Annotated in this window: 23 protein-coding genes and 1 tRNA gene; 15 read left to right on the top strand and 9 right to left on the bottom strand. The window is 53.2% G+C overall.

The window, feature by feature from the left end; genetic code table 11:
- Nucleotides 1–6: 6 nt before the first annotated feature.
- Nucleotides 7–372, bottom strand: coding sequence for a hypothetical protein (locus FY046_RS10160; protein WP_446186016.1), 366 nt, complete (start codon nucleotides 370–372; stop codon nucleotides 7–9).
- A gap of 295 nt (nucleotides 373–667) precedes the next feature.
- Between FY046_RS10160 and FY046_RS10155 the strand changes: the two genes are divergently transcribed.
- Nucleotides 668–1,477 (top strand): DUF4225 domain-containing protein, encoded by an 810-nt coding sequence (locus FY046_RS10155; protein ID WP_446186015.1) that lies wholly within the window; start codon nucleotides 668–670, stop codon nucleotides 1,475–1,477.
- 39 nt (nucleotides 1,478–1,516) lie between these two features.
- Here the strand turns inward: FY046_RS10155 and FY046_RS10150 are convergent, their stop codons facing one another.
- On the bottom strand, nucleotides 1,517–1,879 hold the full coding sequence (locus FY046_RS10150) for a hypothetical protein (RefSeq protein ID WP_133843570.1): 363 nt from the start codon (nucleotides 1,877–1,879) through the stop codon (nucleotides 1,517–1,519).
- 295 nt (nucleotides 1,880–2,174) lie between these two features.
- On the opposite strand from FY046_RS10150, the gene FY046_RS10145 reads away from it, so the two are divergent.
- Nucleotides 2,175–2,978: a DUF4225 domain-containing protein gene (locus FY046_RS10145; RefSeq protein WP_446186014.1), complete on the top strand. Its 804-nt coding sequence runs from the start codon at nucleotides 2,175–2,177 to the stop codon at nucleotides 2,976–2,978.
- Between the two features lie 48 nt (nucleotides 2,979–3,026).
- Here FY046_RS10145 and FY046_RS10140 read toward each other — a convergent pair whose 3' ends face one another.
- A complete protein-coding gene (locus FY046_RS10140) occupies nucleotides 3,027–3,398 on the bottom strand; it encodes a hypothetical protein (protein ID WP_446186013.1) in 372 nt (123 codons plus the stop codon).
- A 465-nt stretch (nucleotides 3,399–3,863) separates the two neighbouring features.
- Here FY046_RS10140 and FY046_RS10135 point away from each other — a divergent pair, with 465 nt between their 5' ends.
- The 3 genes from FY046_RS10135 (at nucleotide 3,864) to FY046_RS10125 (ending at nucleotide 8,394) form a co-directional block, all read left to right on the top strand.
- On the top strand, nucleotides 3,864–5,141 hold the full coding sequence (locus FY046_RS10135) for a lysozyme inhibitor LprI family protein (RefSeq protein WP_446186012.1): 1,278 nt from the start codon (nucleotides 3,864–3,866) through the stop codon (nucleotides 5,139–5,141).
- 296 nt (nucleotides 5,142–5,437) lie between these two features.
- The gene (locus tag FY046_RS10130; protein ID WP_446186011.1) at nucleotides 5,438–6,712 is read left to right on the top strand and encodes a putative bifunctional diguanylate cyclase/phosphodiesterase; all 1,275 of its coding nucleotides are present in this window, start codon (nucleotides 5,438–5,440) and stop codon (nucleotides 6,710–6,712) included.
- 95 nt (nucleotides 6,713–6,807) lie between these two features.
- Nucleotides 6,808–8,394 carry a methyl-accepting chemotaxis protein gene (locus tag FY046_RS10125; RefSeq protein WP_446186010.1) on the top strand — a complete coding sequence of 529 codons (1,587 nt, stop codon included), beginning with the start codon at nucleotides 6,808–6,810 and terminating at the stop codon, nucleotides 8,392–8,394.
- Nucleotides 8,395–8,450: 56 nt separating this feature from the next.
- Here FY046_RS10125 and FY046_RS10120 read toward each other — a convergent pair whose 3' ends face one another.
- Nucleotides 8,451–9,251, bottom strand: coding sequence for an isocitrate lyase/PEP mutase family protein (locus tag FY046_RS10120; RefSeq protein WP_212813736.1), 801 nt, complete (start codon nucleotides 9,249–9,251; stop codon nucleotides 8,451–8,453).
- Nucleotides 9,252–9,343: 92 nt separating this feature from the next.
- Here FY046_RS10120 and FY046_RS10115 point away from each other — a divergent pair, with 92 nt between their 5' ends.
- Entirely contained in the window at nucleotides 9,344–10,234 is an 891-nt protein-coding gene (locus tag FY046_RS10115; protein ID WP_167864020.1) for a LysR family transcriptional regulator, read from the top strand.
- A 38-nt stretch (nucleotides 10,235–10,272) separates the two neighbouring features.
- Here FY046_RS10115 and FY046_RS10110 read toward each other — a convergent pair whose 3' ends face one another.
- The 3 genes from FY046_RS10110 to FY046_RS10100 form a co-directional block, all read right to left on the bottom strand.
- Nucleotides 10,273–10,530, bottom strand: a complete 258-nt coding sequence (locus FY046_RS10110; protein WP_133843548.1) for an immunity protein — start codon at nucleotides 10,528–10,530, stop codon at nucleotides 10,273–10,275.
- Nucleotides 10,530–12,485 (bottom strand): S-type pyocin domain-containing protein, encoded by a 1,956-nt coding sequence (locus tag FY046_RS10105; protein ID WP_446186009.1) that lies wholly within the window; start codon nucleotides 12,483–12,485, stop codon nucleotides 10,530–10,532. Before FY046_RS10105 ends, FY046_RS10110 begins: the two co-directional genes overlap by 1 nt.
- 129 nt (nucleotides 12,486–12,614) lie before the next feature.
- A complete protein-coding gene (locus FY046_RS10100) occupies nucleotides 12,615–13,793 on the bottom strand; it encodes an aminotransferase class I/II-fold pyridoxal phosphate-dependent enzyme (protein ID WP_133843542.1) in 1,179 nt (392 codons plus the stop codon).
- A 216-nt stretch (nucleotides 13,794–14,009) separates the two neighbouring features.
- On the opposite strand from FY046_RS10100, the gene FY046_RS10095 reads away from it, so the two are divergent.
- The 8 genes from FY046_RS10095 (at nucleotide 14,010) to FY046_RS10060 (ending at nucleotide 21,626) form a co-directional block, all read left to right on the top strand.
- Nucleotides 14,010–14,816, top strand: a complete 807-nt coding sequence (locus tag FY046_RS10095) for a MetQ/NlpA family ABC transporter substrate-binding protein (RefSeq protein ID WP_133843540.1) — start codon at nucleotides 14,010–14,012, stop codon at nucleotides 14,814–14,816.
- An 8-nt stretch (nucleotides 14,817–14,824) separates the two neighbouring features.
- Nucleotides 14,825–15,838, top strand: a complete 1,014-nt coding sequence (locus tag FY046_RS10090) for a methionine ABC transporter ATP-binding protein (protein ID WP_446186008.1) — start codon at nucleotides 14,825–14,827, stop codon at nucleotides 15,836–15,838.
- Nucleotides 15,831–16,499, top strand: coding sequence for a methionine ABC transporter permease (locus FY046_RS10085; protein ID WP_133843536.1), 669 nt, complete (start codon nucleotides 15,831–15,833; stop codon nucleotides 16,497–16,499). Before FY046_RS10090 ends, FY046_RS10085 begins: the two co-directional genes overlap by 8 nt.
- A gap of 34 nt (nucleotides 16,500–16,533) precedes the next feature.
- Nucleotides 16,534–16,989 (top strand): S-ribosylhomocysteine lyase, encoded by a 456-nt coding sequence (locus tag FY046_RS10080; RefSeq protein ID WP_133843534.1) that lies wholly within the window; start codon nucleotides 16,534–16,536, stop codon nucleotides 16,987–16,989.
- Nucleotides 16,990–16,995: 6 nt separating this feature from the next.
- Nucleotides 16,996–17,757, top strand: a complete 762-nt coding sequence (locus FY046_RS10075) for an SDR family NAD(P)-dependent oxidoreductase (RefSeq protein ID WP_200641245.1) — start codon at nucleotides 16,996–16,998, stop codon at nucleotides 17,755–17,757.
- Nucleotides 17,757–20,090, top strand: a complete 2,334-nt coding sequence (locus tag FY046_RS10070) for a molybdopterin-dependent oxidoreductase (RefSeq protein WP_446186007.1) — start codon at nucleotides 17,757–17,759, stop codon at nucleotides 20,088–20,090. Before FY046_RS10075 ends, FY046_RS10070 begins: the two co-directional genes overlap by 1 nt.
- A 24-nt stretch (nucleotides 20,091–20,114) precedes the next feature.
- The gene (locus FY046_RS10065; RefSeq protein WP_446186066.1) at nucleotides 20,115–21,185 is read left to right on the top strand and encodes an iron-containing alcohol dehydrogenase family protein; all 1,071 of its coding nucleotides are present in this window, start codon (nucleotides 20,115–20,117) and stop codon (nucleotides 21,183–21,185) included.
- A 99-nt stretch (nucleotides 21,186–21,284) separates the two neighbouring features.
- The gene (locus FY046_RS10060) at nucleotides 21,285–21,626 is read left to right on the top strand and encodes a TonB family protein (protein ID WP_446186006.1); all 342 of its coding nucleotides are present in this window, start codon (nucleotides 21,285–21,287) and stop codon (nucleotides 21,624–21,626) included.
- A gap of 48 nt (nucleotides 21,627–21,674) precedes the next feature.
- Here the strand turns inward: FY046_RS10060 and FY046_RS10055 are convergent, their stop codons facing one another.
- Nucleotides 21,675–24,056, bottom strand: coding sequence for a beta-glucosidase (locus tag FY046_RS10055; RefSeq protein WP_446186005.1), 2,382 nt, complete (start codon nucleotides 24,054–24,056; stop codon nucleotides 21,675–21,677).
- 182 nt (nucleotides 24,057–24,238) lie between these two features.
- On the opposite strand from FY046_RS10055, the gene FY046_RS10050 reads away from it, so the two are divergent.
- A complete protein-coding gene (locus FY046_RS10050) occupies nucleotides 24,239–24,730 on the top strand; it encodes a nucleotidyl transferase AbiEii/AbiGii toxin family protein (protein ID WP_446186065.1) in 492 nt (163 codons plus the stop codon).
- Nucleotides 24,731–24,980: 250 nt separating this feature from the next.
- Here FY046_RS10050 and FY046_RS10045 read toward each other — a convergent pair.
- Nucleotides 24,981–25,056: transfer RNA gene (locus tag FY046_RS10045), tRNA-Phe, on the bottom strand.
- Nucleotides 25,057–25,105 lie beyond the last annotated feature (49 nt).

Here is a 25,105-nt window from a genome sequence, read left to right as displayed (position 1 = left end):
TTGAGGTTATTTTTTCTTTATTCTTTTATAACGCCAGGATTTGAAGCCCAGTGATAGTGGAATTACAAGGTTTAAGATTAAAGCAGTAAAAATGATCGTTAATAGGTTTTCCTGTATTATTCGCCATAAAGTGTATCCTTCTGAAATCGCTGATGTATTTAAAAGGATCAATATGAATAATATTGCAGATGAAAACCATACAAAACACGACCCCAATATATTTATCTCCCGCCTCAAGGTAAAGTCATAATCTAAGTCATTATCTCCCTCAAACTGCTCATCTTGTTTCGCCCGTTCTCTGGCTCTTCTGAATTTTTTTAAATCTTTTTCGCTAAAACCGTTGGCGAGTAAATCCTTTTCTAATTCGGTCATGGTTCCCTCCTTTTATTCAATCATCCTTGTCATTCTCTTATCAGGTCGCGCTGCGGTGAGAGTAGAGGATAAGGCGGTTGAAAGACAGTCCTGGGATAAGAAAATTCATCTGCATCATGAAAAATGGACTATTAACTATTTATTTTTCATTAAGGTTAATCTCCTTCTATCAAAAAAGTGCAGTTTCCATGTGTATCTCGATATTCTGTACCTCTTCCGCGTGACTTCGAATAATTAATTTGTTAATAAAATCCTGATGAGATAGTTAATGTACTTCAAGGAGAAGAAGTAATTTATGGATATTTATCTAAACAGAAGAAGTAACGATAACAAGTACTTCTCTGCCATGGGGCAGTCTGCTGCCTCGGATTTATACCGGGTGGCAGAAATCGTTGCCGGAAAACATATACGCGATCACTTTATCCGCGCCCGGTTTCTTGACGAGGTGAAAGCGTTTGCTAACGCTAATCTTCATGAAATCAATAAGTCTAAAAGTGATGCTCAGTGCAAAGCCGCCATTAATAATATCAGGGAGGAGAGCAATAACATCAGCACTCAGGGCGACCGGCTGACGATGGGGCAGGCAAAGATATTTCTTACAGTCAGCATGGAGAAGTATAATAAAGAGCTGGGTTATACCATTGATGCTGTGAATCTTGTCGTGGGTACTGTGCAGCTAGCAGGCGGGGTTTCTATAGCAAGGAGTGCAATTAAAACGGCATCTCTGATAGGGAAGATCGCAGGTTCCTACGTTGCCATTAGCGGTGGGAGTTCAGCAACAGAAAGTCTTTATAAATTAAATGGTGATGCTAACCCACCTAGTTTTTTGAAAGATGCCTACGTTGGGGCGGCTAAGTTCATGGGCTTTAATAAGAAGTTAGGTCTGACAGCCGACCACTCGATGGAAATCATCAGTTCCGCCTATGGCGTGTTCAGACTGGGCCTCAAGCCTGGCGCACATAGGTTGTATAGATTTATTCCTGCTGATTTTCGTATTCAGGTTAACCAGATGAGTAGAGCATCGTTAACTCTTGAAATACTGGTTTCTGGTAATAATTTGAGGGTGATTTCTGGCATGAATTTTAATAATAAGTCCACGCCATAGTTAGTTGTAAATTGCCACGTTGTAAAGCGTGGCTTATTATTATTTTTTTCTTTTTTTGTACATCCATGATTTTAACCCTAACAGTACGGGGAATACGACGGATGAGCATATAATGACAATGCAGATGATAAAGGCATTTCCTTCTATTATTTTCCATGTTGGATACTCTTTTGATATGCATGTGGCATTCAAGAGAAAAAGCATGGTTAATGTTATATATATGATTAATGAAAAGCTTGAGCCCAGATCTTTGATCACCTCTCTCAACGTCTCATCATAATCTAACGCATTATCACCCTCGACCTGCTCATCTTGTTTCGCCCGTTCTCTGGCCCTTCTGAGTTTTTTCAAATCGTTTTCGCTAAAACCGTTGGCGAGTAAATCCTTTTCTAATTCGGTCATGGTTCCCTCCTTTTATTCAATCATCCTTGTCATTCCCTTATCAGGTCGCGCTGCGGTGAGAGTAGAGGATAAGTCGGTTGAAAGACAGTCCTGGGATAAGAAAATTCATCTGCATCATGAAAAATGGACTATTAACTATTTATTTTTCATTAAGCTTAATCTCCTTCCATCAAAAAAGTGCAGTTACCATGTGTATCTCGATATTCTGTACCTCTTCCGCGTGACATCGAATAATTAATTTGTTAATAAAATCCTGATGAGATAGTTAATGTACTTCAAGGAGAAGAAGTAATTTATGGATATTTATCTAAACAGAAGAAGTAACGATAACAAGTACTTCTCTGCCATGGGGCAGTCTGCTGCCTCGGATTTATACCGGGTGGCAGAAATCGTTGCCGGAAAACATATACGCGATCACTTTATCCGCGCCCGGTTTCTTGACGAGGTGAAAGCGTTTGCTAACGCTAATCTTCATGAAATCAATAAGTCTAAAAGTGATGCTCAGTGCAAAGCCGCCATTAATAATATCAGGGAGGAGAGCAATAACATCAGCACTCAGGGCGACCGGCTGACGATGGGGCGGGCAAAGATATTTCTTACAGTCAGCATGGAGAAGTATAATAAAGAGCTGGGTTATACCATTGATGCTGTGAATCTTGTCGTGGGTACTGTGCAGCTAGCAGGCGGGGTTTCTATAGCAAGGAGTGCAATTAAAGCGGGATCCATGGTGGGGAAAATTGCTGGCTCTTACATTATCATAAGCAGTGGGACTTCAATGTTAGAAAATATTTTAAAATTATATGGAAAAGAAGATCCACCAAATTTTTTAAAAGATGCTTATGTAGGTGTTGCTAAATTTATGGGTTTTGACCGGAGGATAGGGCTTACAACTTATCATTCTATGGAGATTGTCAGCTCCGCCTACGGTGTCTTTAAAATGAGCCTCAAAGCAGATGCCTGGCGACTCTATAAATTCATTCCATCTGATTTTTATATTCAGGTTGGCAGGATGAGTAAAGCATCTTTAATGTTGGAAGTGGTTGTTTCAGGTAATAACTTGAGGTTTATTTATGGAATGCATTCAGGTGGTGAGCTGTAATATTTAATAATAATGTCTGAGTTGCCACAATTTTAATGTGTGGCATTTTTATTTATTATTTTTAAATCTTTTTTTGTATAAATATGATTTTAATCCCAGCATTAATGGATTGGCAATGCTTGAACATAAATAAACAAACACGGTAATGATAAAACTTAGTGTCATCATCTCTAGTGTTGAGTATTCTTCTGATATTCGTGATGTATTAAAAAGAATGAGTATAACTAAAATAGCATATGTAATGCACAAGAAAGTTGAACCCAATACCTTGATCTCCTCTCTCAACGTATCATCATAATCTAACGCATTATCGCCCTCGACCTGCTCATCTTGTTTCGCCCGTTCTCTGGCCCTTCTGAGTTTTTTTAAATCGTTTTCGCTAAAACCGTTGGCGAGTAAATCCTTTTCTAATTCGGTCATGGTGGCCTCCTTTTATTCAATCATCCTTGTCATTCCCTTATCAGGTCGCGCTGCGGTGAGAGTAGTGGATACGGCGGTTGAAAGACAGGTTTGGGAGAGAGGAAACCATCAATACCCCTAAAAATGGATAATTAGTGATTTATGGCGAAATAAGCAGAAGGCGAGAAAGCAGGGCTGCAACAGCGTGCAGCCACGGAATATCGGATCACTGGCGTGGCAGATGGCAGCAGGTCAGCGTGTCTATCTACCCGTATCCCCTCGGCCGTCATTCAAGCGCGGCAATCTTCTGAGCAAGTCGTTGTGAGTTAAGGTTAAAATAATTTATTGTTCCCGTGAGCAAATCCGGTCAGAATTTGCCTGGTAAAAAAGTCCCCTGCATCGTTCATTTCAGGGGGGCTCTAATCACCAGGCGCTATCGCCAGATCGGCGAACAGACAGGATAATTTTTTCCAGGGAATTACGATATTGAAAATAAAATACTTCATAGCCGCAAGCCTGATGTTCGCTGCGCAGAACGCGCTGGCCGCAGGTTTTGACTGCACGTTAACCGGGTTGAATGAAACGGAAAAAACTATCTGTGCGGATACGTATCTTTCCGGGCTGGATAACGTGACCAACGGTTACTTTGTGAAAGCGATGGACAACAGCTACGGTGTGGGGACGCTGGCCAGAGATCAGCGCAAGTGGCTGGCAGAAAGAAACCGCTGTGGTACCGACGCGGAATGCATTAAGCAGCGTTACATTGAGCGCAATAAAATTCTGTCGCGCGCCGGGGTTTATCACAAGATCAGTGATGTCTTTACCCGTCCCGGCGATAAGCTGGATAAACCTGTCGCCCCCGGATTAAAGAGTGAAGCCGGTTTCACGCTGTCAGAGGAGCCGTGGCGCGTCCGTTCGTTAATCACCTCCAGTGATGTTGCCAATCTGACCGTGGGCACCAGCGGGCATTATCTCAGCACCCTGACGCACCGCATCGTGAATAATGACCTGATTGTCTTTGTGGTGCTGTATGTCGAAAAAGATCAGAAGAAGGGCGCGTTTCTTCTCAGGCTGAAAGACGGAGAGAAACCCCGGGTAGAGGCGGTGTACGAGGGATATAACCTTGAGCTGTCACTGCTGGATAAAAACGGCGCAGCCCAAGGCGATATTCTCTATTCTGTGGCGGAATACCGGGCGCCGGGCGTGGCGGTGAACAGCGAAAGTGACTTTGCGACGCCGCAGGCTTTTGCGCTGAAGGTGTCTGCGAAAGAGATCGGCAATATCATAGAGGTGACCCCGCCAGCCAGCGAACCCGCCAACAAGAAGTGGGTGGGCTATTGTGGCAGTAACGAGTGCAACAGCCGGCTGACTTCCCCGGACGGCCAGTGGCGTCTGGCCTCCGCCGATCGCAGCAATAGCGAGATTGACGAAGGGATGTACGTCTTCCCGCATGACCGGCCGGATGCCGGTATGAACGTGTTCCTGCCGCAGGCGGATACCGCCAAAGGGGCGGATTACAGTTATGACCGCAATTATGTCTGGGGACGGGATTCGTCATTCTATTTTGACAATGAGGGTGGTTATGCCTGCATCTGGAAAACCGATCTTGCAGACAAAACCACCAAGCGCATTCTTCCGGTCGAGGCCTTCTTACAGCCACATTATGTAAACTATAATGGCGAAGATATGATTATCGCGTCTTACACTTATTACAATGAAAATGGCGACTATCGGAGCGAAGAAGTCTATCTCGCTAAAAAATAATGCTTCCTTTTATCCCCCTCTGGTTTTTAACATCAGAGGGGGATTTCTCCGCTTTTTAAATATTATTTGTCTTATGATGATCCGTGAACGGCCTCCCTCTGCAGGATTTCCATATAATGTATACTGTCAGGCCAGATAACTGGCTATCTGAACAGGTAATAATTAAGTTATAAAAGTAAAATAGAATACAAAAATATAATAAAATACGGGTCCATTTATATGGAGTGATCTTCGTCATGCCAGGAAGAAGAGGGGGGACATCTCCCAATGATGAACACCTTGAATTTATATGCCGGATGGCCTTTCTCAGTGGCCTTGTGGTCATCGTGGGATGGCTGGCGGTGTTCATTGCCCTGGAGGAGTGGGGAATTGTCATCTCGCTGCTGGTGCTGGGAGGTGCGGCAGTTTGTAGCTGGCGAATTGCGATGCGTGGCAACTTTTCCACCGGGCTGATGCTGGCGCAGGGGGTGCATATGGCGTATGCGGTCGGCTATTGTCTGCTGTGTGATGTGCCGGATGACGGTATTCCCAGAACCACGCATCTCTATCTTCTTACCATCGCGCTGGTGGGATACATTAACTATCAACGCAAACCCACGCGGGTGCAGATGGCGCTAATAGCTGCCAGCCTGTTGTCATTTATGGCCCTCAGCAGTGCTGACCTGATTTTCCCTTTCGCCAGCCCACTCCCGCACCCGTTGCGCTTCTTTATTTCGCTAGTGAATGCCATTTTGGCGACCGCTATTCTGTGTGGTGGCATCGTGGCGATGCATGCTGACTTCTCCCGCCGCAACGAAAAAATCAGGGCCATTCAGCATGCGCTGTACAATAACGAGTTTGTGTTGTTCTACCAGCCTTTGTTCAATTCATCCGGGCAGATCAACGGTGCTGAAGCACTGCTGCGCTGGCAATGCCCTGGCAAGGGGATGGTCCCGCCGTCGGAATTTATTCCTGATGCACAACAGGCAGGGTTGATGCCCGCCGTGGGCGATTGGGTGATTGTCAGCGCCTTCCGGGAGCTGGCGCAGTGGCAGAATAACCCGGTGACCGCGCATCTGACCCTTTCCGTGAATATCACCGTTGATCATCTGATGAAGCCAGACTTCGTCCCCAATCTGATACGCCAGGCCGAAGTGACACAGGTGTCCCCTTCGCGCGTTAAGCTTGAGCTGACAGAAAGCGTTTTCGCCACGGATATTGAAACCGTGGTGGCGAAAATGCATGCGCTGGCCGCTGCCGGATTCCGCTTCTCCCTCGACGATTTCGGTACCGGATTTTCATCGCTCAGTTATCTGCGTCGCCTGCCGCTGGAGCAGATAAAAATCGACCGCAGCTTTATTTCCGGAGCAACGGAAGGACCAAAAGGAGCAGTGATCGCCATGAACATTGCGCGGATGGGGCTTGAGCTGAAGCTGGAAGTGCTGGCCGAAGGGATTGAAACGGCTGAACAGTGGTCGGTGATGCAGGCGTTCGGTTGCACGGCGTTTCAGGGCTTTTACTTTTCCCGTCCACTCAGCATGAGTGATTTTCGTGCATTTACTGCGAAACACGGTTGCGGGGTTACCGGCTGAATATTCTGCCGTCTTTGCCGATAACAAGATTGAGAATGGGCTCTCACTCAGTTGCCAGAGAGCCTGAAATTCCAATCTTTGCCTAAGGTGAAAACATGTTCAGAAAAAATAATATAAAACTCAGTGTGATGCTGAACCTGGCCTTTCTGGCGGTGATTGCTGGCGGAGTGATGGTGTCGGTCTTTGCGGGCATTAAACTTTCCGATGCCAACGATCAGCAGAAGTTAACCAGTGCGCGTCTGGATGACCTGCAGATACTGCGAACGGTTAAGGACAATACCAGCCTGCAATCCAAGCTGATGCTGCGGGCACTTGCCACGGAAAATGGCCCGATTGCGTCTGATACCCTGGTGAAAATTGAACAGGCTCAGGCCGATAATCAGGCGATCATTACCCATTTTCGCCAGTTGGTCGAGGGGGCGAAATCGCTGCCAGGCATTAACCTGAAAGAAGTGGAGGAAGCCTCCGGACTGCTGGCTGCAATTGAGAAAACGCAGCCGGAATTTGTCGCGGTTATGACCCGGCTTCTACAGCTTAAAAGTGCCAATGACATGCAGGGTGAACGCGCGCTGATTACCGGCCCTCTTCAGGCCACCCAGGATGCCTATCTGGCGGCGATTGATGACATGGTCAATTATCAGAGCCGGGTGACGAAAGGTACTGCCGTTCAGTCGCAGCAAAGCCTCTCCGGCGTATTTTTCACGCTGATCGTTCTGACGGTGGCTTCTGTCATGCTGGGGCTGTTGATGAGCGGGCTGATCACCCGCCACATCAAACGTCAACTGGGAGGAGAGCCTGCCCAGGCCCAGCGTCTGGCTTCGGCCATTGCCGATGGTGACCTGCATACCACGGTTGAACTGCGTGCCAGAGATACCACCAGTCTGCTGGCCTCGCTGGATGTGATGCAGACCCGTCTGCGTGGGCTGGTGACGCAGATTAAGGAAACCGCAGCATCGGTCTCACTGGCTTCGGATGAGATTGCCCAGGGCAATACCGAGCTGTCTTCGCGCACGGAACAACAGGCAGCGGCGTTGCAGCAGACGGCTGCCAGCATGGAGCAGCTCACGGCCACCATTAGAAATAACTCCCAGAACGCAACACAGACGGCAACGTCTGCACGTGGTGCAGCGGTACTGGCGCGGGAAGGTGAGGAACATGTCCAGGCAATGGGCAGCACCATGAAAGACATTGCGCACAGTTCTGGAAAAATTCGTGATATCACGGGCGTCATCGAGGGCATCGCCTTCCAGACTAACATTCTGGCGCTGAATGCGGCCGTTGAGGCTGCACGTGCGGGTGAGCAGGGGCGCGGGTTCGCCGTGGTTGCTGGTGAAGTTCGCATCCTTGCACAGCGAAGCGCAACGGCCGCGCGTGAAATCAAGTCTCTTATCGCTGAAGCCGTGGCAGAAGTCGAAAATGGTGTGACGGTGGCTGACAATACCGGGCGTAGTATTGTGGCGGTAGTGAGCATGGTAAGCGAACTGGCGGCCTCGATGGATGAAATCGCCCTGGCCTCCAGTGAACAAATGCAGGGTATTTCGCAAATCAGTACAGCGGTCAGTCAGATGGATAATGTCACGCAGAGCAATGCGGCGTTGGTGGAGGAGTCTTCAACCGCATCACACTCTCTGGCGGAACAGGTCCACAGTCTTCAGGCGATGACGGATACATTCCGCGTATGACCGTCCAGGGGGGAATGCCCCCTGGGTGTAACTGACTCTCTGGCGCTGTTTTTTCGTTAAAAAAGCGCGTTGATCGCGGAATAGGGCGTCGCCGTTGCCATCAGCGGCGCGGTCTCATTATCCGATAAGAAGCCACGCACTAACTGTTCGTTGTGCGCCCAAAGCGTTTGCGGCAACCACGATCCCACGCTGATGCGGCGCACACCGTATTCACTCAAATAATCTAACGATGGCAGACCGGGCCAGATACTCACGTTGAGCAGCAGGTCGCTGCTTTTGGCAATCGCCTGAATCTCCTGCGCTTCCACTAACCCCAGCACAAACAGCCCATCAGCCCCGGCGTGCCGGTAGTTCTGTGCTCTGAGGATCACTTCGCCCGCCCTATCCCCTGTCGGGACCAGATTGCGTGCGTAGACGTCCGTACGAACGTTGATATACAGCTCAACGCCTGCGCTTATGCTGGCGGCTCTGATGGCCTCAACCTTATGGCAGAGCCACTGTGGATCGGCGCTGCCGTCTTCGATATTGATGCCCACCACGCCCACATCAATCATCCGTCTTACCGTGTCGGCCACGGAGGCTGGATGTTCGTGATAACCCCCTTCGATATCGGTGCTGAGGGGGATGTTGATCACGCGGGCGATGGATGCGGCGCGGGCAACATACTCTGCGACCGGGAGCTGGTTGCCATCGCGATAGCCCAGCGACCAGGCAACGCCCGCGCTGGTAGTGGCAATCGCCTGTGCGCCGAGCATTTCGATCTGGCGTGCGCTCCCGGCATCCCAGGCATTGGGCAGACGCAGAGGGAGGGGCTGGTGGTGCAGGGCGTGGAACCGGGTGGCGGAAGAGGTGTTCATCAGATGTTCTCCAAAAAAAGAACGATTCTAATCATGCTTAATTTTCTTGATAATAGCTGCCAATAAGATTCATTCGTTTATTGAGAGCAATAATGCCTGCGCCGCCTCTGCACTTAGTGCAAACCTTTATCGCTGTGGTTGAACACAACAGTTTTGCCCGTGCGGCGGAAGCGCTGGCGATCACCCCTTCCTCCGTCAGTCGTTTTATCAAGATGCTGGAGCACCATCTGGGCACCCAGTTGCTGAACCGCACCACGCGGGCGATGTCGCTGACCGACACCGGGCAGCGCTATTTTTCTGAATGCCAGCAGGCGTTAGGCCAGTTGCGCGATGCCGCCGATCGGGTGCGCGACGAACAGGTCAGGCCGCGGGGCAGGCTGGTGGTCAGCGCACCTGTTGCGTTTGGTCATACCCATGTGGTGCCACATCTGGCGGCGTTTCTTCAGGCCTGGCCTGAGGTGCAGCTGGATCTGCGTCTGTCTGATGGTTACGTCGATCTGGTGGCTGACGGGATAATGCTGGCGCTGCGTATTGGCCAGATGAAGGATTCTTCACTGGTTGCCCATAAAATGCTGGAGAACCGACGCATTCTGGTGGCATCGAAGGCCTACCTGGCGTTAAGAGGCACGCCCACAACGATTGATCAGCTTGGGCAGCACGCGTGTATTGTCTCTGCGGCCAGCCAGGATGGTCTGTGCTGGCGTCTGTTTTCTCAGGGTGAACAGCGCACGCTGGAACCCCGTGGGCGCGTTAACGTGGACAACGCAGATGCAGCCCGACGGCTGTGCATCGACGGCCTCGGCATTGCCTTTCACTCAGCGTTAACGATGGCGGCGGCGATCAATGCCGGGGATCTGGTGCAGGTGCTACCGCAGTGGACCGGGCGCGAAACCGGGTTGTACTGCGTGCGGCCCAACCGGCGCATTGGCCCGGCGGCACGTGCGTTTATTGAATTTTATTCAGCGCGCTGGTCGATCGAATAAAAACGCCATCCAGACGGATGGCGCTAAATTAAGGGAGCTCACTCAATGCCGTACTTCTTGTCAGTGACAAATTTCGGTTCTTTCCAGTTTGGGCCTTTGACCGCTTGTCCGTTCAGGTCCTGAAGCACGCCCTTCCTGAATAATTCGTCATACGTTGCAGAAAGCTCTCCGCTGGATATGACGTCATATCGGTTATAAGTGAACAGCTTATCCAGTTTTGTATAATCAGATGTAGGCCCAAGGAAAGTTAATACATCCTCTACACTTTCATTTTTTACTATTTCTGTTAAAGACATTATTTATCTCCTTTGAAAGCATCCTTCAACTCTTGTTCATATGCGGCTTGTAAAGCCGCATCGGTATAGAGCGTTTGCTCTCTCTCATTAATTTTATAATCTTCTAACGTCGCAGTATGAGTATTATTCCAAACTGATTTTTTTTCTTGAACGCTTTCCGGTAACGTACCATCTTTAACCCCAAGATTTCTGTACCGTTCCAGCTCCCGGATTTCATGAGTGTAATAACGCTTATCGGTATCGGTCACCTGTAGCTCGCCTGTCAGAATTTTTTCCAGGCGTTCGATCATCACTTTATTGTCCGGCGATTCCCCAAAGCGCCCTGCGTGCAGTTTTACCTTGTCGACACCGGCACGGTCAATGGTTGCCTCTTTCCAGTCCAGGTTCTGAATGGGGCCACCCGCCTTGTCCTTATTGTAATCACGCCCGCTGTATTTACCTTTGGCATTGGTTTCGCCATACGGGCTGTTGTATATGATGTACTGCGGCTTCAGGCCTGATTCAGGGGGGAACACCAGAATGATATCGTGAATGCCTGGTGGTTCCGCCACCGGGGTGATCAGCACAGTGGGACCCTGTGGGACCGTCACCGGGCCACCGAAATGCGTGATCTGTTCAGGAACCGGGACCGGATCGGTCAGCGTTGCTGAACCCGCACCCGGCTGATTGACAGGGCTGACCAGAATGGTTGGGCCCTGTACATCAGCGACTTTGGGCAGGGTAACTCCCCAGTAGCCGGTGACGCTATCCTGAACCGCCCGTACCACCTGCACCTTTCCCGGTACTTTGCTGCGCACCAGCTGGGTTTCCAGCGTGCCGTCGTCGTGTACGATCAGACGTCCGCGCACTGCCATATCGATCGGGGTACCCGCGTCAGCCGCGCGGAGAAGTGCGCTTGCGTCCGGCAGGGACAGGGTATCGGTACTCAGCAGGGCACTGATGTCCCGGCCGGGAACCACATCGCTTCCCACACCCACTTTTTCAGAATACAACAACCCGGCAAGGGTCGCGGCCACCGGCCCGGCCAGACTGGCGGCGGCAATACCACGCAATTCTGTCAGTACCGCAGAAATGCGCGATAACAGGCTACCCGCTACGTTTTCACCTAGCGTAATGGCACCCGCTGAGGCGATGGCCCAACTGGCAGGTGCTGTGGATGCGGGCGTACCGATCTCAACGCCGCGTACGGCCTGTACACTGGCAGATCGAAGGCGGTTGGTTGCGGCTTCTCTCTGTGCTTTAGCTGCTGCCTCTGCTTTTGCGCGGGCTTCAGCTTCAACCTTCGCTTTCGCCGCTGCCTCTGTTTTTGCGCGGGCTTCAGCTTCAGCCTTCGTTTTCGCCGCTGCCTCTGCTTTTGCACGGGCTTCAGCAGCCTGCTTCGCTGCCTTCTGCTTACGAGCCGCATTAATCAAGGCAAGCTCCGCCTTAGCCTGTTTTGTGGCTTTTACTGCATTACGTATCCGTTGCCCGGCCTGACCGCTGTTAGCCATCCGTGCATTATCGGCAATGATTTTATTCAGCGCGGCAATGCGCGCATCGGAGGTGTCACCTTTAAATGTCACAATCACCGCATTGAAAGGATTCAGTGTGTTAGCGCTATTGCCGTTACCACTATTGCCACCGCCGACAGCGGGATTTGCAGGCGCCGGGCCAAGGTTAACACCAAAGGCATCGCCACCGACAAGAGGGCTTATTCCTATGGCATTACCATCAGCATTAATAAAATAGCCGGTAAAATCCCCCGGATTCAGGCCCGCTTTCAGGGCCAGTGCATCACCGACCGATCGCGATATACCCGGTGTTGTGCCCGACCCCTTACCAGAAGTACTCCCTTTGCCTTTATCGTGATTGCCTGCATTTCCCTTGCTACCACCGCCCGGACTCGGCTCATTTCCGCGCTCTGAACTCCATCCCGTGCCATCACCTTTGCCACCACCGTAGTTAAATCCTGGCATGATGTTCTCCTTTGCTCTTCCTGTCGTTAATGCTGTGCATATACACAGTAAAACAGAGGCTATGCCGGAATCATTCTTACGACCAGACTACCTTGTTGTGTCAGAGAGCAGCGTTACGATGCCAGCCCTTCAGCTAAACAGCTTTAAGGCGTCAATACGTGTCAGCGCCGTATTCAGCGCGGCATCATCGGCGGTCAGGCTGATGCGGATATAGCCTTCGCCGCCCTGACCAAACCCGCTGCCGGGGGCCACGATAATATGCGCCTCCTTCAGCAGCCGCTCGGCGAACGGCTGGGCACGCTCTCCGTCAGGTACAGGCAGCCAGAGGAAGAAGGTGCCCTGATTAGGCGGTACAGGCCAGTTCATGGCGGCCAGCTTTTGCAGCACCCACTCGCGGCGCTGGTGATAGACGTTGGCGAGCTGCTGAATCTGCGATGCAGGCAGCGACAGCGCTGTGATGGCGGCATCCTGAATCGCGCCGAACACGGTGCTGTAACTGTGGGTGTGCAGTTTTTTAAACGCCCGGATAATCGAGGCATTTCCCACTGCAAAGCCAAAACGCCATCCTGCCATGCAGAACGTTTTCGACATCGTATAGGTTTCCACGCCCCATTCTTTCGCTCCCGGCTGTGCCAGCAGGCTGGCCGGGATGTCGGCGGCATGGCTGCCAATCGCCGCGTAGGCAAAGTCATGCAGCACCGGGGTGTGGTACTCGCGGGCAAAGGCGAGCGCCGCGTCGAACAGTGCCGGCGTGGCCATCGCGCCGGTCGGGTTGTGCGGATAGTTCAGGATCAGCAGCCCGCTCTGGCGTGCCACCTCTTCAGGGACGCGTGAGAAGTCGGGCAGGAAATTATCCTTCTCCTCCAGCGGGATGCCGTAAAACTGCGCCTGTGACTGCACTGCCGCTGAGCGGTACATCGGGTAGCAGGGATCGGTGGAAATGATCGTTTGCCCCGGGCTGACCACCGCACGCGGGATGCCGTTCACACCGATGTGCGACCCCTGAAACACGGCGATTTCGCTCTCCGGGTCCAGCTCAACGCCATAGTGGTTCAGGTAAAAATCTGCGATCGCCTGGCGCACCTGCGGCTTGCCCCAGAAGGAAGGATATTCATGGTTGGCGGGTGATGCCGCCGTGGTTTGCAGCGTAGCGATAATCGCAGGCGGTGTTGGCTGTCGCGGGCTGCCGCTCGACAGGTCAATCAGTGACAGTTCCGAGGTATCCACCTCTCGTGCCAGTTTTTCCAGCACGCTAAATAAGTTCTCTTCCAGGGCATTAACCAGAGGGGAGGCAGCGAAATCAGGCATTGTATTCTCGAATTAAACAGTGATGGCTCAATATGACATTAATGTTGATGTCGGCCTAAAAGATAAAAATCACTATCGATGTGCAATAAACAGATATGTGATGATTGATTATCCTTATCACAAAAAAGCAAAATTAAACGCCGCTGTTTTACTTACAACCGGAAGAGGGCTGTGATTTAATCAATTTTATTCGCACTCTTTTCAGGGAAAATATTGATGAAAAAGCCCGTTCTTCTCGGCGTTGTTGTTGCTTTGTTATCGACCTCTTCATTTTTTGCTAATGCTCAGGATAAATTAATTCGTGTCGGATTTAATCCCGGACCTTATAAAGAGCAGTTCGAAAAAGGTGTTGCCCCTTATTTGATCAAAAAAGGGTATAAAGTCGAGTATAAAGATTTTAGCGATGGCATTCAGGTTAACGATGCCGTAGCACGCGGTAATATTGAAGCCAATATTATGCAGCATCCTGTTTACCTGCAATCGGTCAATGAACGCCTGGGCATTGATAACACCGGGATTGTTCAGGTGCCAACACCGCCGATGGGGCTTTATGCCGGTAAGATCAAACAGCTGGCAACCCCAAAACCGGGCACCACTATTTCCGTGCCCAATCAGGCGGCAAACGAGTATCGCGCAGCCCTGGTCCTGCAAAGTCTGGGCTGGATTAAGATCGCCGACAACAGCGATGCGGCCACTTTCTCTCAGCGTAACATTACGGAAAACCCGTATAAAATCGTGCTGAAAGAGATGGATAACGCACAGCAGGTGCGCGCACTTCCCGATGTCGATTACGGCCTGATTCAGGGGAACTTTGCGGTCTCCAACGGCATTAAACTCGACTCCGCGCTGAAACTCGAATCGGCCAGCAGTAAATTTATTAATGTGGTGACCGTCGCCGGTAAAAATAAACAGGCTGAGTTCGCTAAAGATATTATTGCCGGTTATCACTCTGCAGAATTCAAACAGTATATTCTCGGGCATGAGCAGTACAAAGGCTATCTGTTTCCTGACTATCTGAAGTGAATAATGCCATGATTGAGTTTCGCCAGGTCAGTAAAAGTTTTTCCAGAAACGGTAATGATATTCTGGCGCTGGATAATATCAGCCTGAATATCGATAAAGGTGATGTGTTCGGGATTATTGGTTACAGCGGTGCCGGAAAAAGTACCCTGCTGCGTTTAATCAATCGTCTTGAATCACCCGGCAGCGGTGAGGTGGTGATTAACGGTGAGTCGTTACAGCACGTCAGTGGAAAACGCCTGAATACCGTAAAAAAAGATATCGGCATGATCTTTCAGAATTTCAATCTGCTGAATTCGAAAACGGTATTTCACAATATCGCCATCCCGTTAATTTTACAGGGACGCGACCGGGCGTTTATTCAGGCCCGGGTGACGGAGTTGCTGGCGTTCGTCAATCTCAGTGACAAAATCCACAGCTACCCTAACGAGCTGTCCGGTGGGCAAAAGCAGCGCGTGGGGATCGCTCGTGCGCTGGCCACTAACCCGTCGGTGCTGCTGTGTGATGAGGCCACCTCAGCGCTTGACCCGCATACCACGGTGCAGATCTTGCTGTTGTTGCAGGAGATCAACCGCCGCTACGGCATCACCATTGTGCTGATTACCCATGAAATGTCGGTGATCCAAAAAATCTGCAACAAGGTGGCGGTGATGGAAAACGGTCGGGTGGTCGAGCAGGGGGAGGTTTTCACCCTGTTTGCCGACCCCCAACATGCGGTGACCGCCAGCTTTGTCCAGTCGGTGATCCACGATCGCCTGCCGCAAAGCGTGGTCGATCTGTTGCAGCGTACCGGTAACGGACAAACGCTGCGGCTGGAGTTTGTTGGCGCTACCGCGCAACAGCCGATCATTAACCGCATTATCAAAGACTACGCCATCGAAGTGAATATCCTGTTCGCCAGCATGTCCGAGGTTCAGAGCACGATCCTCGGCTTTATGATCGTGCAGATCCTGGGCGAGGCAGAGCAGACCGACAGCGCCGTGCGTTACCTCCGCGAAGCAGGAGTGAAAATCACCCATGTTTGACTTTATCGATACCGCCGTGACCGGCGATCAGTTCCTGCTGGCGCTGCATGACACCCTGGTGATGATCGCCGTGTCGCTGGGTTTTGGTTCATTGCTGGGGGTCCCGCTGGGGATTGTGCTGGTGGTGTGCCGTCCTGGCGGCATCCTGCCGAACCGTTTTGTCCATCAGGTGCTGAACCCGGTGATCAACGTCCTGCGTTCGCTGCCGTTTATTATTCTGCTGATCACCATTCTGCCCTTCACCCGGTTGCTGGTGGGCACCACCATTGGGACGGCGGGCGCGATTGTGCCGCTGATTGTATTTATCGCCCCGTATATTTCGCGGCTGGTGGAAAGCTCCCTGCTGGAAGTGGATGAAGGCATTCTTGAAGCGGCCGATGCGATGGGCGCGACGGTCGGTCAGACCATCTGGCACTTTATGCTGCCGGAGGCCGCGTCTTCACTGATCCTCGCCCTGACCACGGCAACCATCGGGCTGCTGGGGGCGACCGCCATGGCGGGCACCGTCGGTGGCGGCGGGATTGGTGACCTGGCGATCACTTACGGTTACCAGCGGTTTGACGCCTTTGCCACGCTGGTGACAGCGCTGGTGCTGATCGTCATCGTCCAGCTAATTCAGACACTCGGCACCCGTCTGTCGCGCCGCATCCGACGCGAATAACGGCCCTCTTTTTAACGTTTTAAGGAGTTATAACATGCCAGTTGTAGAGAGCTTCACCCTCGACCACACCCTTGTCAAAGCGCCGTATGTGCGCCAGGCGGGTTATGAACGCCATGCGCTGGGCAGCGTGGTGCAGAAATTCGACCTGCGCTTCCTGCAACCGAATGCTGACGCCATTCCCACGGCGGCCTTGCATACGCTGGAGCACCTGCTGGCCTTTGGCCTGCGCGAAGAGCTGGAAGGCGTTATCGATATCTCGCCGATGGGATGCCGCACCGGGTTCTATCTGATCCTGTGGGATGAGCATCAGCCTGCGGAGATCGCCGCGGCATTAACACGTGTGCTGGAACGTGTGGTGACGGCAACGGATGTGCCTGCCGTGACGGCGCTGGCCTGTGGCAACTACCGTGACCATTCGCTGTTCTCCGCTCAGGAGTATGCGAAGCAGGTCCTTGCAGCAGGCATCAGCGACGACGCCTTCAGGAGGTAATCTGCGATGCTGATGCTCGATTTCAGTGGGCAGACCGCCGTGGTAACCGGCGGTTTGCAGGGGATCGGCAAAGCGATTGCCGATCTGTTATTCGAGGGTGGGGCGAATGTGGTGATTGGCGACATCGCTGCCCCCTCGCGCCAGCAGCAAGAGCGTCAGCTGATCGTGCCGGTGGACGTGGCATCACGCCCGGCGGCACAGGCGCTGATTGATGATGCCGTCGCCACCTTTGGCGGCGTCGATATTCTGGTGAACAGCTGCGGCGTCTCGGCAATGAGCCCGGTGGATGCCATGAACGATGATGACTGGCAGCGTATTCTCGATGTGAATGTCAAAGGCCTCAGTTATTTGTCCGAAGCCGCCATTCGCGTGATGAAGGTGCGGCAGGCCGGGCGCATTATCAATATCGCCTCCCAGGCGGGAAAAAACGGCTACCGGCTGATGGGGCAATATGTTGCCTCCAAACATGCGGTGCTGGGCCTGACGAAGGTGATGGCGATTGAGCTGGCGCGTGACAACATCCTGGTGAATGCGGTGTGCCCCGGTATTGTGGAAACCGAAATGAAGTGGCGTGAACGGCGCGAAGGGGCAGAACTGCGCGGCCTGACGCCGGAAGCGATCTACGCGGAAGACTGCTCCCAGGTACTGTTGGGGCGCACGGCACAGCCTCGCGATGTTGCCAACGTGGTGGCTTTTCTCGCCAGCCCTCTCTCCTCTTATATGACCGGCCAGGCGATTAACGTCACGGGCGGCATGACGATGCACTGATGAGCACACAACCCGATAAACCCGACAACCACGACCTGGCGGTAATGCACTGGGGAACCTATCGCGTCTCTGTTACCGACGGTCAGCTCACCGGGATCAGCCCGGTGGAGTGGGATCGCAATCCGTCGAAAATCGGCCAATCCCTTCCGGGCGCCGTGCAGGGATCGTCACGCGTCCAGCGCCCGGCGGTACGGCTGGGTTATTTAAACAACCGCGCGGCCTCCCGTGACGGGCGCGGGCGCGAACCCTTTGTGGAGGTGAGCTGGGACGTAGCGCTGGCGCTGGTGGCAGATGAGCTGCAACGGGTAAAAGCGGAGCGCAGTAATGAGGCGATCTATGCCGGATCTTATGGCTGGTCGAGCGCCGGACGTTTTCACCATGCGCAGAGCCAGTTGCACCGTTTCCTCAATGGCTTCGGTGGCTACGCGGGCAGCACCAATACCTACAGCATTGCCGCCGGGGAGCGCATTTTACCGCATATCCTCGGCGATCTGGATGATCTCCAGCGCCAGCACACCCACTGGCCGGTGCTGGCAGAGCACTGTGAGTTGTTTGTGGCGATCGGCGGCCTGCCGCTACGCAATGCGCAGGTTAACGGCGGTGGCGCGAACGATCACGCCCTGCAACACTGGCTGGACACACTGCGCAGTAACGGTACGCGCTTTATCAATATCAGCCCGGTGAAAAACGATCTGTCGGCGGTTGAGGATGCGCGCTGGCTGGCGATTAAACCCGGCAGCGACACGGCGCTGCTGCTGGCGGTGTGCCAGGTACTGGTGGACGAAGGTTTATATGACAGCGACTTTGTTGCCAGCCACACGGTAGGGTTTGAACCGTACCGTGCTTATCTGCTGGGGCAGCATGACGGCGTGGTGAAAAGCCCGGCGTGGGCCGCGCCGATCACCGGCTTAAGCGCCGACAGCATTCGCGAACTGGCGCGCGAGATGGCGCACCATAAAACTATGATCAATGTTGCCTGGTCCGTGCAGCGTGCACGCCAGGGCGAGCAGGCATTCTGGGCGGTGGTGGCGACCACGGCGCTGCTGGGGCAGATCGGCACCCCCGGCGGCGGGCTGGGATTTGGCTATGCCTCAACGAACCTTGCCGGATCGGACCGCCATCGCTTTTCCGGGCCACGCCTGCCTGCGGGCGTGAATGCGGTGACCACCCGCATCCCGGTCGCACGCATCGCCGATATGCTGCTGCATCCCGGCGAATCTTATCAATTTGATGGTAAAACGCAGACCTGGCCTGATATCCGCCTGGTGTACTGGGCGGGCGGCAACGTGTTTCATCATCACCAGGATCTGAATAAGCTGACCCGCGCCTGGCGTCGCCCGGAAACGATTATCGTCCATGAGCAGTACTGGACGGCGCAGGCCAAATTTGCCGATATCGTGCTGCCTGCCACCACCTCGCTGGAGCGGGAAGATATTGGCAGCGCCAGCAATGACGGCTTTATGATTGCCATGCGCCAGCACCTTGCGCCAGTCGGGCAGGCTCGCGATGACTACGCGATTTTCAGCGATCTGGCTAACCGGCTCGGTTTTGGCGACGACTTTACCCAGCAGCGTGATACGCGCGGCTGGCTGGAAGCGATGTACAACGAGGCCCGGCCGCGTGCGCAGGAAGAGGGCATTGAGCTGCCGCTGTTCGACGCGTTCTGGCAGCGCGGCAAGCTGGAGTATCCGCGCCCGGAAACGCCGCAGATCCTGCTGGAGGCGTTTCGTGCCGATCCGCAGCGTGCACCGCTCAGCACGCCTTCCGGCAAAATTGAACTGTTCTCGTCCACTGTCGCCGGGTTCGGCTATGCGGAGTGCCCGGGGCATCCGTTCTGGCTGGCGCCGGAGGCTGACGACCCGCGCTGGCCGCTGCATCTGCTTTCCAGCCAGCCACGCACGCGGCTGCACAGCCAGTACGATCACGGCAAAATCAGCCAGCAGACAAAGATTGCCGGGCGCGAACCGCTGTGGCTGCACCCGCAGGATGCCGCGCAGCGCGGCCTGTCGGAGGGCGATATCGTCAACGTGTTTAACGCACGCGGCTCACTGCTCGCCGGGGTGCATCTCAGTGACGGCATAAGGCCGGGTGTGGTGCAGATGTCGACGGGTGCTTGGTATGACCCGATCAATACCCGCGATGTGCAGCCGCTGGATAAACACGGTAACCCGAACGTATTAACCGACGATCGGGGCAGTTCGCGGCTAGGCCAGGGGTGTACGGCGCAGAGCTGTCGTGTGGAGATTGTCCGCTTCGATGCGCCGCTGCCGCCGATCACCGCCTGGGACCCGCCGGAGTTTATCCCCGACCCCGAAGCCTCACCTGCGCGATAAATCTTATTTGATCCGGAGTTTATGATGCTAACGATTACCGCGCCCACGGCGTATCTGCAACAGCCCGGCCTGCGCAAACAGGCGGGCGAACACATCAAACCTTATGCCCGCGAGCTACGTATTCTGACGTCGCCACGCGCCTGGCAGGCGGTGAACCCTGAGTTGTCTCACAGCCTGGAGAGCGCGGGTATACGCTGGCAGCTGGAGTACCTTGACGGTGAATGTACTGACGAGGCCATCGAGCGGTTGCGGGAAAACGTGGTTACCCAGGGCGCGCAGGGCATTTTAGCCCTGGGCGGTGGCAGGGTAATGGACTGTGCCAAAGCGGCGGCAGACACACTGGATGACGCGGTGCTGATTAACTTTGCCACCCTCGCGGCGACCTGTGCGGCATGGTCGCCGTTCGCCATCGTCTACAACGCGCAGGGCGGCCATCATCACGGCCTGCTGGTCACCAAAAAACCTGCATTAGTGCTGGTGGACAGTGAAGTGATTGCTCACACCGATGTGCGCTATCTGAAGGCGGGCATTGTCGATGCGCTGGCAAAATGGTTTGAACTGGAACCGTATCAGCGCCAGAACCCGGGGCGTCTGGGGCTGGATTTGAAGGTGTCGGTGGCCCGCCAGGCGCTGGAGGTGTATGCGCAGTGGGGCAGTGAAGCGGTGATCGCCAATCAAAACCAGCAGGTGACCCCGGCGCTGGAGAAGGTGATTGAGGCCAATATCGTACTGGCCGGGCTTGCCAACAGCGTGCATGACGACCTGCCCACGCCGGGCGTGGCGCATGAGATCCACAACCGCCTGACCCACGAACCGGAGCTGCACGATTTGCTACACGGTGAGAAAGTGGGGTACTGCCTGCTGATCCAGTCACTGCTTGAGCGCGGGCAGCAGCCCGATGACAATCTGCTGAGCTTATTACAGCAGTACGACAGCCCGCTGACGCTGAGCGCGCTGACGGGCGATGTTGCTGCGCGTTTCCGCCAGATTGCCCATGAGATTCATTTCCCCGCCGTCAGCCTCACCCATCTGCCGTTCACGATTACGGTGGAGAAACTGGAGCAGGCATTGGTGGCGACGATAGCGGCGACGTGAATGAATTAAAAACAGTCGGCCAGGATTGAGTATAGAAATCAGACGTATTATTCTGCCCCTGCCAATGGAATCTTTCATACTTTCTAAAACAGGGACGAAATGAAATATCTAATCGCGTTAATCATCTGTTGCCTGAGCGTGTTAACGGCATCAGCGCAGCAGGAAACTGCCGAAAAACCTGAACCGGTATTGACCGTAAAACCCGCCTACCCGGCAAGGGCATTTGCTCACCGCCTTAATGGTCATGTTGTTGTTTCCTATGATGTGAATAACGACGGGGATGTGGTCAATGCGCGAGTGGCATCCTCAGAACCTGCGGGAATATTTGATGAGGAAGCGTTAGGAGCCATCAGGAAGTGGAAATTTACCCCGCATAAACCCTGCCAGGGATTAACGAAGGACTTTGTCTTTAACATTAATACGAAATCGTCGGTTGAATAGCGCGTTATCTTTCATCCCGGCCTGAGGGCCGGGATGATGAGTTTTTAATTACAGCGCATTAATCTGCCGTAAGACCTCCTGCTTAATCTTCTGCCTTTTTGCCTTATCCTTCACCGGTTCGGGTTGCTGCTGCAAAGCGGCATCCAGCTTCTCACCCAGCGTGGGGGCGCCCTGAATCCACGCGTTTGTCTCCTCGTCACCGATGATGTTTGCCACAATCGCGGCGGCTTTTTCATAGGTTTGCACGTCGACCCACGGTGTCTCCAGAGAGAATGCCGGGGTCGATGAGGTGACGATAAGAGGAACCTCGGTACGGATGTCGCGCGACGAGCTGCCAATGCGAAGCGTGAAGCGGCCTGGCTCCAGCACCCAGTCATTTTTGTCCTCATCAAAATAGGAGAAGGAGCGCTTATCAAGTTTCAGCGTGACCTGCTGCTCTGCGCCCGCTGCCAGGCTGACTTTTTCAAACGCTTTCAGCTCCTGAACCGGCCTGTCGAGGCGCGAAGCTTCATCGTGCACGTAAAGCTGAACCACCTCTTTGGTGTCTCTCTGCGACAGGTTGCGCAGCGGGAGGCTGATCGCAATGCTGTCCTGCTGATCAATATTGAATACCGGCTTATCCGGGCTGGCCTTGCCATACTGTACGCCGGAGTAGGAGAGGCCATAGCCAAACGGATACATCGGCGCGACTTGCCGGATGTCAAAAGCACGGTAGCCAACATAAATCCCTTCACCGTAGATCACCGTTTTTGCGCTGCCCGGATAATTGCCAAAACCCGGTGAGTCTTCCAGACGTTTAGGGAAGGTGAGCGGCAGCTTACCGGAAGGGTTCACTTTTCCGCTCAGGATATCCGCTACCGCATTACCCGCCTGTTCACCGGGTTGCCAGGTAAGCAGAATCGCGTCTGCGTGATGCTCCCACGAGGCCATCTCGACAGGGGCACCAATATTCAGCAGCACCACCACCTTTTTATTCTGCTGATGGAACGCCGCAGACACCCTGGCAATCATCGCCACCTCATCCGCATGCATCGCCATGGAATAGCGATCCGCCCCCTCGGTAGAACTGCGCCCGATTGAAATCAGGGCAATATCACTCTGCTGCGCCGCGCTGGTGATAGCGGCATCGCTGGCCTGCTCATCCAGCGTTTGTCCCCCGGCGGCATCGATCAGCGTTAACCCGGCGTTTTTCAGCCCCTGCGGTAACGTCACCAGCCGTTTAGGATCGATATTGACCTCCGCGCTTCCCCCGCCAACCACGAAGAAATTACTGATGTTATGGCCGAACGTTGCCACACGCAGCGAAGTAGTGAGCGGCAGCGTTTCTGCATCGTTTTTCAGCAACACCATGGCATCGGCCGCCGACTGACGCGCCAGTAACGCATGATCGGCAGGCATAGGATCGCGGGTGGGTTCGCCACCTTTAAAGCGGTGGGTTTTGATCACCACACTCAGGATATTGCGGACGTTTTCGTTGATCTGATCCTGCGTGATCTCGCCGGATTTGATGGCCGCGAGGATCACGTCTTTCGGGTCGGTATTGCGGCGCAGGAAAGGCGTGTCCTTTTTGGACAGCCCGCCCGGCATATTAAGATCGTTGCCATTCTGCAATGCCCTGACCGGATCGCTGACGCCGTACCAGTCAGACATCACCAGACCGTTAAACTTCCACTGAGTGCGCAGTACGTCTTTCAGCAGCCAGGCGTTTTGCGAAGCGGGCGTGCCGTTGATCGACGGATACGAACTCATCACCGCCCAGGGTTGGGCTTTCTCCATCGCGTATTCAAAACCGGGGAAATAGATTTCCCGCAGCGCACGCGGAGAAATAATCTCGTTCACCGTCTGTCGGCGCGTTTCCTGATTATTCGCAGCAAAGTGTTTCACCACTGCGCCCACGCCCTGCGCCTGCATCCCGTTGATATAGCTCACCGTGATCATGGCATTCAGCCACGGATCTTCGGAGAAGTATTCAAAGTTGCGGCCGTTCAGCGGGTTACGCTGAATGTTAATCGCCGGTCCGAGCATTAAGTCGACGCCATACTGTTTCGCTTCATCACCTATCGCACCGCCGACCCGCTGGATCAGTGCCGGGTCCCACGTGGCTGCCATGGCGATGGACACCGGAAACGCGCTGGCGAAACGCTTCTCACCGCCTGTTGGTCCTGCCCCGAGCCTGACGCCAACCGGGCCATCGGCAAAGACAATTTGCGGGATGCCCAGCCGGGGGATGGCGAAGGTTGAACCCGCCGCGCCCGCCACTTTTTCGGCATTGTTCATGCCGGTACCCGTCACCAGAGCAGCTTTCTCTTCCGGCGTCATGGCGGCAATGACCGCCGATATCGACTCAGCATCTTTTAACTGTGGAGCGGCCCAGGCGGGTGTAGACAGGAGGATAACGGCAGCCGACAGTCCGGCCTTATGTGATTTCATACTCATCCCTTAGCATTTTGACGGAGGCTAAAAAATGAGATTACCAAAAATGTTGATATATTTTAGTGACGTAGGTTGCAGGTTGTTAGCATGCCTTCGGATGAGTAAATTTTGATGTAGCCTGTTTATGTTTACAAAAAAGACGCTATTTGGTGTTATTTTTGTAGAGTTAACCGTGCAAGATTGAAATCGCTAATATTACTGCCTATACCCGCACCGTCAGACAACTGGTCCGTAACTATTCTATTTTACCCGATGGATACAGTGACATATTAATTAACGTTGAAACGTTAGATGAAGTGATGGCGGATAAACTTGTCGCTTTCCCTGCATCAACGAAGTATATCCGCTATCGTGATATGTGGGATCTTGTATGGCTTAAACAACAGGGGGCGAGTGTGGATTCCGCTCTGGTCAATAAAAAGTTGTTGGATTATCACATTGAGGATTTTTGTGAAAAAATCCAGGCGCGAGTTGATTCCTTGCCGAATATTATCTCTGGCGGTGATTTTCATCAGGAAATGAAACGATTTATTCCCGCTCCAGTTTATGAAACCTCGTTAGCCAGAGAAGGGTTCTCACTATTTTTACAGGCTACGTTAACGGAGCTATTGGTGCAGTTGAAAAGTGAGCTTTATGAGGGGAACGATAATCCAGATCTATTCATTCTGTAAGATATATTCAAGTTATCCTTACCTGAAATCTACCCAACCCCCAAACGCAAAAAAACCGCCACAGGCGGGTTCTTCTAAATAGTGGTGCCCGGACTCGGACAAAAACGCCGGGAGCGTTTTTGCATGGTGCTTTAGCGCCAGCCCCGTAGGGGCGAGTCTCATGGATGAGACGAGTCATCGAACGGAGTTCGATGGAGAGTCCGTAATCCAGAAAGCAAAAAACCCGCCATAGGCGGGTTCTTCTAAATAGTGGTGCCCGGACTCGGAATCGAACCAAGGACACGGGGATTTTCAATCCCCTGCTCTACCGACTGAGCTATCCGGGCAACGGGGCGCATTAAACCTTATGCCACTGCCAGCGTCAACGGCTTTATG

This window comes from Erwinia sp. 1181_3 (assembly GCF_052824965.1).
This window is presented reverse-complemented; position numbering and strand designations above follow the sequence as displayed.

Coding starts and splice junctions, on each gene's coding strand:
- FY046_RS10060 (WP_446186006.1), top strand. CDS start 21,285: ATGAAATATCTAATCGCGTTAATCATCTGTTGCCTGAGCGTGTTAACG.
- FY046_RS10145 (WP_446186014.1), top strand. CDS start 2,175: ATGGATATTTATCTAAACAGAAGAAGTAACGATAACAAGTACTTCTCT.
- FY046_RS10155 (WP_446186015.1), top strand. CDS start 668: ATGGATATTTATCTAAACAGAAGAAGTAACGATAACAAGTACTTCTCT.
- FY046_RS10095 (WP_133843540.1), top strand. CDS start 14,010: ATGAAAAAGCCCGTTCTTCTCGGCGTTGTTGTTGCTTTGTTATCGACC.
- FY046_RS10065 (WP_446186066.1), top strand. CDS start 20,115: ATGCTAACGATTACCGCGCCCACGGCGTATCTGCAACAGCCCGGCCTG.
- FY046_RS10150 (WP_133843570.1), bottom strand. CDS start 1,879: ATGACCGAATTAGAAAAGGATTTACTCGCCAACGGTTTTAGCGAAAAC.
- FY046_RS10070 (WP_446186007.1), top strand. CDS start 17,757: ATGAGCACACAACCCGATAAACCCGACAACCACGACCTGGCGGTAATG.
- FY046_RS10115 (WP_167864020.1), top strand. CDS start 9,344: ATGCCTGCGCCGCCTCTGCACTTAGTGCAAACCTTTATCGCTGTGGTT.
- FY046_RS10100 (WP_133843542.1), bottom strand. CDS start 13,793: ATGCCTGATTTCGCTGCCTCCCCTCTGGTTAATGCCCTGGAAGAGAAC.
- FY046_RS10075 (WP_200641245.1), top strand. CDS start 16,996: ATGCTGATGCTCGATTTCAGTGGGCAGACCGCCGTGGTAACCGGCGGT.
- FY046_RS10130 (WP_446186011.1), top strand. CDS start 5,438: ATGGCCTTTCTCAGTGGCCTTGTGGTCATCGTGGGATGGCTGGCGGTG.
- FY046_RS10160 (WP_446186016.1), bottom strand. CDS start 372: ATGACCGAATTAGAAAAGGATTTACTCGCCAACGGTTTTAGCGAAAAA.
- FY046_RS10085 (WP_133843536.1), top strand. CDS start 15,831: ATGTTTGACTTTATCGATACCGCCGTGACCGGCGATCAGTTCCTGCTG.
- FY046_RS10080 (WP_133843534.1), top strand. CDS start 16,534: ATGCCAGTTGTAGAGAGCTTCACCCTCGACCACACCCTTGTCAAAGCG.
- FY046_RS10055 (WP_446186005.1), bottom strand. CDS start 24,056: ATGAAATCACATAAGGCCGGACTGTCGGCTGCCGTTATCCTCCTGTCT.
- FY046_RS10105 (WP_446186009.1), bottom strand. CDS start 12,485: ATGCCAGGATTTAACTACGGTGGTGGCAAAGGTGATGGCACGGGATGG.
- FY046_RS10125 (WP_446186010.1), top strand. CDS start 6,808: ATGTTCAGAAAAAATAATATAAAACTCAGTGTGATGCTGAACCTGGCC.
- FY046_RS10090 (WP_446186008.1), top strand. CDS start 14,825: ATGATTGAGTTTCGCCAGGTCAGTAAAAGTTTTTCCAGAAACGGTAAT.
- FY046_RS10120 (WP_212813736.1), bottom strand. CDS start 9,251: ATGAACACCTCTTCCGCCACCCGGTTCCACGCCCTGCACCACCAGCCC.
- FY046_RS10140 (WP_446186013.1), bottom strand. CDS start 3,398: ATGACCGAATTAGAAAAGGATTTACTCGCCAACGGTTTTAGCGAAAAC.
- FY046_RS10110 (WP_133843548.1), bottom strand. CDS start 10,530: ATGTCTTTAACAGAAATAGTAAAAAATGAAAGTGTAGAGGATGTATTA.